We start from the raw sequence: 9,597 nt of genomic DNA, 5'->3' as shown, positions 1-9,597 counted from the left end.
ATCTTGGTGGGCGTTGACGGAGTCGAACCGCCGACATTCTGCTTGTAAGGCAGACGCTCTACCAACTGAGCTAAACGCCCCCGCTCGCTGTATTTGCTGGGCTCAACAGCGAGGAGGCGAATTAAAGCACAGTGGTTTCTGTCATGCAAGAGGGGGGGTGAAATTTTCACGCCCTTGTTTAAAACGTCCCGCATCATTCTTCATGCTCAAGGCATTTTGTCCGACAGGGGCGTGACGCACTCTTTGCACCTCATGTATTATCTGCCGATTCGCTTTATCGGACGGTTATAGTAATGAAGCAGACCTTTCTCGATTTTGAGCAGCCGATTGCCGAGCTGGAAAACAAAATTGAAGAACTGCGCTTTGTCCAGGATGACTCAGTGCTGGACATTTCCGAAGAGATTTCGCGCTTGCAGAAAAAGAGCCAGGAGCTTACCAAGACGCTCTATGGCAAGCTGACTCCGTGGCAGATTTCTCAGGTGGCACGCCACCCGCAGCGCCCTTATACCCTCGACTACATCAAGGCGCTGTTTGCGGACTTCGACGAGTTACACGGTGATCGTTCGTTTGCCGACGATCCCGCCATCGTTGGTGGCATCGCGCGCTTCAATGGCCAGTCTGTCGTCGTGATCGGTCATCAGAAGGGGCGTGACACCAAGGAAAAGATCTACCGCAATTTCGGCATGCCTCGCCCGGAGGGCTATCGCAAGGCCTTGAAGTTGATGAAATTGGCCGAAAAATTCAGTCTGCCGGTGATCACCTTTGTCGATACCCCGGGTGCGTACCCCGGTATCGGTGCAGAAGAGCGTGGCCAGTCCGAAGCAATCGGGCGTAACCTGTATGAAATGGCTCGCCTGAAAGTGCCGGTGATCTGCACCGTGATCGGTGAGGGTGGCTCCGGCGGGGCCTTGGCGATTGCCGTCGGCGATTACGTCAACATGCTGCAATACTCCACCTATTCGGTCATTTCGCCGGAAGGGTGTGCTTCGATTCTGTGGAAGACGGCCGAACGCGCCTCCGATGCCGCCGAAGCGCTGGGTATTACGGCAACCCGCCTGAAGACGCTGGGTTTGGTCGATCGCGTGCTCAACGAGCCGATCGGCGGGGCACACCGCGATCACGCGCAGATGATGGGCTCGATGAAGCGTATGCTGCAAGAGCAGTTGCGCGATCTGACGGCCAAGCCGCTGGAAGAATTGCTGAAAACCCGTTTTGACCGGTTGATGAGTTATGGGCGCTTCAAGGAAGACGCTGCCTGACCTGATTGATCGCCTCATCGCACATTGGCCGGACGAATTGTCCGGCCAATGTGCTTTTGAGGTGGGGCTAAGCGGCGGCATCGATTCGGTGGTGCTGTTGGACCTGCTGGTGCGCCTGCGTTCGTCGCGGGGGCTGAAGCTGTCGGCTGTGCATGTCCATCACGGGCTCAGCCCGCAGGCGGATGCCTGGGCGGAGCATTGTCGCCAGCTCTGCCTGGAGTGGAGCGTGCCATTACGGTCGGAAGCGGTGAAGGTCGAGGTGGCCGGCGGCGAGAGTCTCGAGGCCGTGGCGCGACAGCATCGTTACAGGGCTTATGGCGAGTCTTCGGCCAACGTAGTGGTGTTGGCCCATCATCAGGACGACCAGGCCGAAACCGTGCTGCTGCAATTGCTGCGCGGCGCCGGGCCGAAGGGCGTGGCGGCGATGCCGACACTGCGCCGACATGCCGGCCGCTGGCTGTGGCGGCCCTTGCTCGCCATCTCTCGTGCCGAAATCGAAGCGTATGCGCGTTGGCGCCGACTGGTCTGGGTCGAGGACGAAAGCAACGTCGACACCCGCTGGCGCCGCAATTTGCTGCGCCACGACATCCTACCTCTTATCGAGTCCGCCATTCCCTATTATCGGCAGCATTTGCAGCGCGCGGCCGTCCTGATGGCGGATGCATCAGTCGTTCTCGATGAGCAGGCTGAGCAGGATTTGCAGCGCTGCCGCGACACTGGACGTCTGCTCGTACAACCCTTGTCCAGTCTCAGTCCGCCGCGTCAGCGCAACATGCTGCAATACTGGCTGGAGCGGCTCGGTCTGGGTGTGGCGGCGCCGGAAGCGCTGGAGCAATTTCGGCATCAAGTACTGCATGCGGCTCCGGACAGAAACCCCGAGCTGCTCTTGCCTCGGGGACGAATCTTCCGTTACCGGGGGGGGCTGTGGCCGCTTGCCGTTGCGATGGCGCCGCAAACGACCCGCCTGGCCGCGGGTGTCCTGGGCGCCAGAGTGGCTCCGCCCGGTTGGCCGGGCGAGCTTGGGTTTGTGCTTCGAGCGGGAGGTCTCAATCCCCTTTGTTTGCAGGGCGGGTTCGAACTGCGGGTCCGGGCCGGAGGCGAGCGGCTTGCTCAGCAGGTTGGCCGAAAGCCAGTGAAAACCCTGCTGCAGGAAGCAGGAATCCCTCCCGCCTTGCGGGCGCAGTGGCCATTGCTGTTTTTGCCGGATGGCCGTCTCGTGGCCATCCCCGGTGTTGCGGTTTCCGAAGAGGCCAAGCTTCGTGATGGTCCGGGGTGGTGGCCGGAATGGTGGACGTGCTCGTTGCCCGGTTCCTGAACGGAGTGAGGTGGGGCCGGAGGTGCCTGTGGAAGAATAAAAAACACCCGCCAGAAGCGGGTGTTTTGCTGAAGTGCTCGACCGGTGCGGTTAGTCGCGTTCACCGCTGAAGGCCAGCAGTAGCCGCAGCAGGCTGGTGAACAGGTTGTAGATGCTGATGTAGATGCCCAGTGCCGCGGAAATGTAGCTGGTTTCGCCGCCATCCACCACGTTCTTCACTTCCCACAGGATCATCAGCGAGCTGAACAGGGCAATGGCCGCCGCAATGGCGAGTGTCATGCCGGGTAGTTGCAGGAACATGTTGGCAACGATGGCGACCATCAGCACGATGGCGCCCACGGTCAGGAAATTGCCCATGCCGGACAGGTCGCGCTTGGTGGTGGTGGCAATCGCCGCCATCACGAAGAACACGGCGGCGGTCGCGCCGCCCGCCACCAGGATCAGCTGGCCGCCGTTGGCGAAGCGCAGGGCGAACTGCAGCAAGGGGCCCAGCAAAACGCCCATGAGGAAGGTGAAGCCCAACATCAGCACGACGCCGAGGCCGTTGTTGCGGTTGGCCTGGATGGCGAAGGTCAGACCGTAAAACACCGCCATGATGGCGAGCATGCCGATGATGGGGCTGCCTGCCAGGAAGGCAAAGCTCATGTTGGTGCCGATCAGGGCTCCCATCACGGTCGGGATCATCGATAGCGCCAGCAGGGCATAGGTATTGCGAAGAACCTTGTGGCGTGAGCCATCAAGCGTCAAGGTCTGATAGCCGGACTGAAGGTTCGGGTGCATGCTTCTCTCCCAGAGATCGAAAGTATTTGGTGCGAGTGGTGGGTAGACTTATCCACCTGCCATTAAGTTTCCGCGATGCGGCAGCCCGGCGCAAGGTGTCTTGCCCGGGTAGGGGGCTTGATGTATTCTTGCGCCTTGGCTGACCGGCCGGGAAATTACGCAAGCGCGGTCACGCACCCAATTGCGAGGGTGGCGGAATTGGTAGACGCACTGGATTTAGGTTCCAGCGCCGCAAGGCGTGAGAGTTCGAGTCTCTTCCCTCGCACCAGCAACCGACGTAACGTCGCCTTTCCCTGCATCAGGTTTAAACTCGAACACAGTTTAAGGATTGGACATGCAAGCACAGTTGGAAACGTTGAGCAACCTCGAGCGTCGCATGAACATCGCGTTGCCGATGGCTGCTATCGACGCCCAGGTGACCGAGCGACTCAAGAACATGGCGCGCAAAGCCAAGATCCAGGGCTTCCGCCCGGGCAAGGCACCGCTCAAGATCGTCGAAATGAATTACGGCGCCCAAGTGCGCGAAGAAGTGCTGGGTGAGCAGGTTCAGCAAGGTTTCTACAAGGCAGTCAGCGAGCAGAAGCTGCGCGTTGCCGGCTATCCGCGTTTTGAGCCGGTTGCCAATGAAGGCGACAAGGACAGCTTCAAGTTCGCCGCTTCTTTCGAAGTATACCCGGAAGTCAAGGTGGGCGAACTGGTTGGCAAGGAAGTCGAGAAGCCGGTTGTCGTCGTGACCGAGGCCGAAATCGATAAAACGATTGATATCCTGCGCAAGCAGCGTACCCGCTACGAGCGTGTCGAGCGCGAAGCCGCCACGGGCGATCGCGTCATCATCGACTTCAAGGGTAGCATCGACGGCGTGCTGTTCGACGGCGGTTCCGCCGAGAACTTCCCGTTCGTGCTGGGCCAGGGCCAGATGCTGGCCGACTTCGAAGCCGGCGTTACCGGCATGAAGGAAGATGAAGTCAAGAACATCACCGTCGTGTTCCCGGAAGACTACCACGGCAAGGACGTGGCCGGTAAAACCGCCGTGTTCGAGATCACCGTGAAGAACGTCGCCGCTGCCACGCTGCCGGAAGTGAACGAAGAGTTCGCCAAGCTGCTGGGCATCGCCGACGGCGACATCGAAAAGATGCGCGCCGAGATCAAGAAGAACGTCGAGCGCGAAGTGAAGCGCCGCCTGCAGGCCAGCATCAAGGAAAACGTGATGCAGGCCCTGCTCGACGTGACCGAGATCGAGCTGCCGAAGGCACTTGTGCAGCTGGAAGTGGGCCGCCTGATCGAACAGGCCCGCCGTGACATGGAGTCGCGCGGTCTGAAAGTCAAAGACATGCCGTTCCCGCCGGAACTGTTCCAGCAGCAGGCCGAGCGCCGCGTGGCTCTGGGCCTGATCCTGGCCGAAGTCGTGGCCGAGAACAAGCTGGAAGCCAAGCCGGAACAGATCAAGGCCATGATCGAAGAATTCGCCGAAAGCTATGAGCATCCGGAAGAAGTGGTGCAGTGGTACTACGCCAGCCCGGAACGTATCGAAGGCCCGACCTCCATGGTGCTGGAAGATAACGTGGTTGAATTTGTGCTCGGCAAGGCCAATGTAGTAGAAAAAGAAATGTCGTTTGATGCCCTGATGGGTAACAACGCCTGATAACCAACTACCGGAGCGGTCGATGATTTCAATGATGGATACCCAAGCGCTGGGCCTGGTTCCCATGGTGGTCGAGCAGAGCGGTCGTGGCGAACGCGCTTACGACATCTACTCGCGGCTCTTGAAGGAACGCATCGTGTTCCTGGTTGGGCCCGTCACGGATGAGTCGGCCAATCTGGTGGTGGCCCAGATGTTGTTCCTTGAGTCGGAAAATCCGGACAAGGATATCTATTTCTACATCAACTCGCCGGGCGGCTCGGTGTCGGCCGGCATGTCGATTTTTGACACCATGAACTTCATCAAGCCGGACGTGTCAACCCTGTGTATCGGCCAGGCTGCCAGCATGGGGGCATTCCTGCTGTCCGCTGGTGCCAAGGGCAAGCGTTTTGCACTCCCGAACTCGCGCATCATGATTCACCAGCCGCTGGGCGGGTTCCAGGGACAGGCGTCCGACTTTGAGATTCACGCCAAGAACATCCTCTACATGAAGCGCCGCCTGAACGAGTTGCTGGCGTTGCATACCGGCCGCAGCATCGAGGAAATCGAGCGTGATACCGACCGTGACAACTTCATGTCGTCCGAAGAAGCGCTGGCTTACGGCTTGATCGACAAGATGCTGCAGTCCCGCCGGGACGCGCAGGCCTAATCGGTACGGACATTGACAATGGCTGATAAAAACAGCAACGAAAAACTGCTCTACTGCTCTTTTTGCGGCAAGAGTCAGCATGAGGTGCAGCGGCTGATTGCTGGACCTCAGGTATTCATCTGCAACGAATGTGTCGAGTTGTGCAACGACATCATTCGAGAAGAATTGGAAAAAGGCGTTGGCATCGAGGCGGCCGAAGGTGAAGGCCAACCGTTGCCGACCCCGCAAGAAATCCGCTCCGATCTGGATCAGTACATCATCGGTCAGGATATCGCCAAGAAGACGCTATCGGTGGCGGTGTACAACCACTACAAGCGTCTCTACACCCCGACCGACAAGGACGATGTCGAGCTCGCCAAGAGCAACATCCTGCTGATCGGCCCGACCGGTTCCGGCAAGACCCTGCTGGCGCAATCGCTGGCGCGCCTGCTGGATGTGCCGTTCGTGATCGCCGATGCCACCACCCTGACCGAAGCCGGTTACGTGGGGGAGGATGTCGAGCACATCATTCAAAAGCTGCTGCAGAAGTGCGATTACGACGTGGAGAAGGCCCAGCGCGGCATTGTCTACATCGACGAGATCGACAAGATCTCGCGCAAGTCGGAAAACCCGTCGATTACGCGGGACGTATCCGGCGAAGGCGTGCAGCAGGCACTGCTCAAGCTGATCGAGGGCACGGTGGCTTCGATTCCCCCGCAGGGCGGCCGCAAGCATCCGAACCAGGAGTTCATCCAGGTCGATACGACCAACATCCTGTTCATCTGCGGTGGTGCCTTCGACGGGCTGGAAAAAATCATCCGCCGTCGCTCGGAAAAGGGCGGCATCGGCTTTGGCGCCGAGGTCTCCTCCAAGGACGAGAGCAAGAGCATCTCGGTGCTGTTCAAGGACGTGGAGCCGGGTGATCTGATCAAGTTTGGGCTGATTCCAGAACTGATCGGCCGTCTGCCGGTGGTTGCTACTCTCGAAGAACTTGATGAAGAAGCGCTGGTGACCATCCTGACCCAGCCTAAGAATGCTCTGGTCAAGCAGTACCAGCGCCTGTTCTCGCTGGAGGGGGTCGAGCTCGAGATTCGTCCGTCGGCCCTGCGCGTGATTGCCAAGCAGGCCTTGGTGCGTAAGACCGGTGCACGTGGCTTGCGTTCCATTCTTGAGCGTGCGCTGCTCGATACGATGTACGAGCTGCCTTCGATGGATAACGTCTCCAGGGTGGTGGTCGACGAGAAAGTCATCGAGAAGGGTGACAAGCCGTTGTTCATTTACCAGGACAAGGACGATGAGGTGCAATCGGCCTGAGCCGGTTCCGCTCCCCATGAAAACCGCCCTGTTGGGCGGTTTTTTATTTCTGGTGCGATAAAACTGTTTTAGTATGGGCGTTGATATTTCGCCGCTCATCCCCCATTTCCCTAGCATCGATTCATGTAAGCAAGGTCAGGTGATATGCCGCAATCCGCAGAACTCAGAGAAGAGACCACGCTTCCACTGTTGCCCTTGAGGGACGTTGTCGTCTTCCCCCACATGGTGATCCCGCTGTTCGTCGGGCGGGCCAAGTCCATTTCCGCCCTTGAAAATGCCATGGACGAGGGCAAGCAAATCCTCCTGGTAGCTCAGCGCTCGGCGTCCAAGGACGAGCCGGAAGCCGGCGATCTGTACGGTGTCGGGACGATTGCTACCGTCTTGCAAATGCTCAAGCTGCCCGACGGCACCGTCAAAGTGCTGGTTGAGGGTCGACAGCGCGCCATCATCCAGCAAGTGCAGGATGAAGGTGATTGTTTTGTCGGTAAGGTCACCCCATTGACCAGCGATGGAGAAGACTCCACCGAGACCGAGGCGATGCGACGCGCGCTGTTCGCCCAGTTCGAGCAGTACGTCAAGCTGAACAAGAAGATTCCGCCGGAAATCCTGACCTCGCTCGCCGGTATCGAGCGAGCCGGGCGCATGGCCGACACCATCGTGGCCCACCTGCCGCTTAAGCTGGAGCAAAAGCAGGAAGTGCTGGAGATGTTCGAAGTCAAAGAACGCCTCGAGCATCTGCTGTCGCAGCTGGAAGGCGAGATCGACATCCTGCAGGTGGAAAAGCGCATCCGCGGCCGCGTCAAACGCCAGATGGAAAAGAGTCAGCGCGAGTACTACCTCAACGAACAGGTCAAGGCCATCCAGAAAGAACTGGGCGAAATGGACGAGGCCAGCGACCTTGATGAGCTTGAAAAAAAGATCAAGGCTGCCGGTATGAGCAAGGAGGCTCGCGAGAAGGCAACCTCTGAACTCAAGAAGCTGAAAATGATGTCGCCGATGTCGGCGGAAGCCACTGTGGTGCGCAACTACATCGAAACATTGCTCGATCTGCCGTGGAAGAAGAAGACCAAGATCAACAAGGATGTGGCCAACGCCGAGGTGGTATTGGATGAAGACCATTTCGGCCTGGAGAAGGTCAAGGAGCGCATCCTCGAGTACTTGTCGGTGCAGCAGCGCGTCGACAAGCTGAAAGCACCGATCCTGTGCCTGGTCGGAGCTCCGGGGGTTGGCAAGACCTCGCTGGGGCAGTCCATTGCAAGGGCCACCAACCGTAAGTTTGTGCGCATGGCCTTGGGCGGTGTGCGTGACGAGTCCGAAATTCGCGGCCACCGCCGAACCTACATCGGCTCCATGCCGGGTAAGGTGCTGCAGAACATGACCAAGGTAGGGGTGCGCAATCCGCTCTTCCTGCTCGACGAAGTCGATAAGTTGGGCGCGGATTTCCGTGGCGACCCGTCCTCGGCCCTGCTCGAGGTGCTGGACCCGGAACAGAACCATTCTTTCGTCGACCACTACGCCGAAGTCGAGTATGACCTGTCCGATGTGATGTTCGTGGCCACGGCCAACTCGTTGAACATTCCGCCGGCACTGCTCGACCGTATGGAGATTATTCGCCTGTCCGGGTACACCGAGGACGAGAAGGTCAACATCGCGCTGAAGTACTTGGTGCCGAAGCAGATGAAGGCCAACGGCGTGAAGGACGAGGAGGCAGTGATCCAGGAGTCGGCGGTGCGCGATATCGTGCGCTACTACACGCGCGAGGCCGGTGTGCGCAGCCTGGATCGGGAGATCGCCAAGATCTGCCGCAAGGTCGTGATGGCGCAGTCTCTGAAGGAAAAAGCCGGACGGGTAACGGTCAGCGCCAAGACGCTGGAGAAGTACCTGGGGGTACGCCGCTTCGATTACGGCATCGCCGAGGAAGAAAACCGTGTCGGCCAAGTGACGGGTTTGGCCTGGACCGAGGTGGGCGGCGAGCTGCTGACTGTCGAGGCGGTAGCGCTGCCGGGCAAGGGCAATATCATCCGCACCGGCCAGTTGGGTGAGGTGATGCAGGAGTCGATCACGGCTGCCATGAGCGTGGTACGCAGCCGCGCGCGCGCCATTGGCATTCGGCCTGATTTTTATGAAAAGCAGGACATGCACATCCACGTGCCGGAAGGGGCGACCCCGAAAGATGGTCCGAGTGCCGGCATTGCCATGACGACGGCGATGGTATCGGTGCTGACGGGTATCCCGGTGCGTGCCGATGTGGCCATGACGGGCGAAATCACCCTGCGCGGCGAGGTATTGCCGATTGGCGGCCTGAAGGAAAAGCTGCTCGCGGCTCACCGCGGCGGGATCAAGCATGTGCTCATCCCGAAGGGCAACGTCAAGGACTTGGCCGAGATTCCCGCCAATATCAAGCAGAAGCTGGAAATCCATCCGGTGAAGTGGATTGATGAGGTCTTGGCACTGGCTCTGGAGCGGATGCCGGAGCCTCTTGCCGATACCGATGTGGCCGAGCCGCTGGCGGCAGGGGTCGAAAGTGCCGTGGTGCCGGCTGTGGTAAAACACTGATAACGCAGTCGTTTGTATAAATGCTCGAAATGCCTTGCCGTCTGGGCTTCCAGTGCCGTCGCCAAAGTGGCAGAATGCTCCGAAAGCCGCTTGACACAAGGATTTC

At 59.2% G+C, this 9,597-nt stretch carries 7 protein-coding genes and 2 tRNA genes; 7 read left to right on the top strand and 2 right to left on the bottom strand.

Going from position 1 to position 9,597, the window contains the following annotated elements; translation table 11 throughout:
• Window positions 1–4: 4 nt before the first annotated feature.
• Window positions 5–80 (bottom strand) — tRNA-Val (locus AC3WG5_RS10375).
• Between the two features lie 213 nt (window positions 81–293).
• Here AC3WG5_RS10375 and AC3WG5_RS10370 point away from each other — a divergent pair.
• Both AC3WG5_RS10370 and tilS read left to right on the top strand, forming a co-directional pair.
• A complete protein-coding gene (locus AC3WG5_RS10370) occupies window positions 294–1,259 on the top strand; it encodes an acetyl-CoA carboxylase carboxyltransferase subunit alpha (RefSeq protein ID WP_008953605.1) in 966 nt (321 codons plus the stop codon).
• Window positions 1,231–2,574 carry a tRNA lysidine(34) synthetase TilS gene (gene tilS / locus AC3WG5_RS10365; RefSeq protein WP_492568608.1) on the top strand — a complete coding sequence of 448 codons (1,344 nt, stop codon included), beginning with the start codon at window positions 1,231–1,233 and terminating at the stop codon, window positions 2,572–2,574. Before AC3WG5_RS10370 ends, tilS begins: the two co-directional genes overlap by 29 nt.
• Window positions 2,575–2,664: 90 nt before the next feature.
• On the opposite strand, the gene AC3WG5_RS10360 is transcribed toward tilS, so the two are convergent.
• Window positions 2,665–3,354 (bottom strand): Bax inhibitor-1/YccA family protein, encoded by a 690-nt coding sequence (locus tag AC3WG5_RS10360; protein WP_014087651.1) that lies wholly within the window; start codon window positions 3,352–3,354, stop codon window positions 2,665–2,667.
• A 183-nt stretch (window positions 3,355–3,537) separates the two neighbouring features.
• On the opposite strand from AC3WG5_RS10360, the gene AC3WG5_RS10355 reads away from it, so the two are divergent.
• The 5 genes from AC3WG5_RS10355 to lon all read left to right on the top strand — a co-directional run bounded on the left by AC3WG5_RS10355 (window position 3,538) and on the right by lon (window position 9,491).
• A tRNA-Leu gene (locus tag AC3WG5_RS10355) sits at window positions 3,538–3,622 on the top strand.
• 66 nt (window positions 3,623–3,688) lie between these two features.
• Window positions 3,689–4,996 (top strand): trigger factor, encoded by a 1,308-nt coding sequence (tig, locus tag AC3WG5_RS10350; RefSeq protein ID WP_294867957.1) that lies wholly within the window; start codon window positions 3,689–3,691, stop codon window positions 4,994–4,996.
• Window positions 4,997–5,018: 22 nt separating this feature from the next.
• Entirely contained in the window at window positions 5,019–5,642 is a 624-nt protein-coding gene (gene clpP / locus AC3WG5_RS10345; RefSeq protein WP_008953609.1) for an ATP-dependent Clp endopeptidase proteolytic subunit ClpP, read from the top strand.
• A gap of 18 nt (window positions 5,643–5,660) precedes the next feature.
• Entirely contained in the window at window positions 5,661–6,935 is a 1,275-nt protein-coding gene (gene clpX, locus AC3WG5_RS10340; protein ID WP_008953610.1) for an ATP-dependent Clp protease ATP-binding subunit ClpX, read from the top strand.
• A 144-nt stretch (window positions 6,936–7,079) separates the two neighbouring features.
• The gene (gene lon, locus AC3WG5_RS10335) at window positions 7,080–9,491 is read left to right on the top strand and encodes an endopeptidase La (protein WP_492568607.1); all 2,412 of its coding nucleotides are present in this window, start codon (window positions 7,080–7,082) and stop codon (window positions 9,489–9,491) included.
• The last annotated feature ends 106 nt before the right edge of the window (window positions 9,492–9,597 follow it).

It is taken from the genome of Pseudogulbenkiania sp. FW507-F1 (genome assembly GCF_058781125.1).
This window is presented reverse-complemented; position numbering and strand designations above follow the sequence as displayed.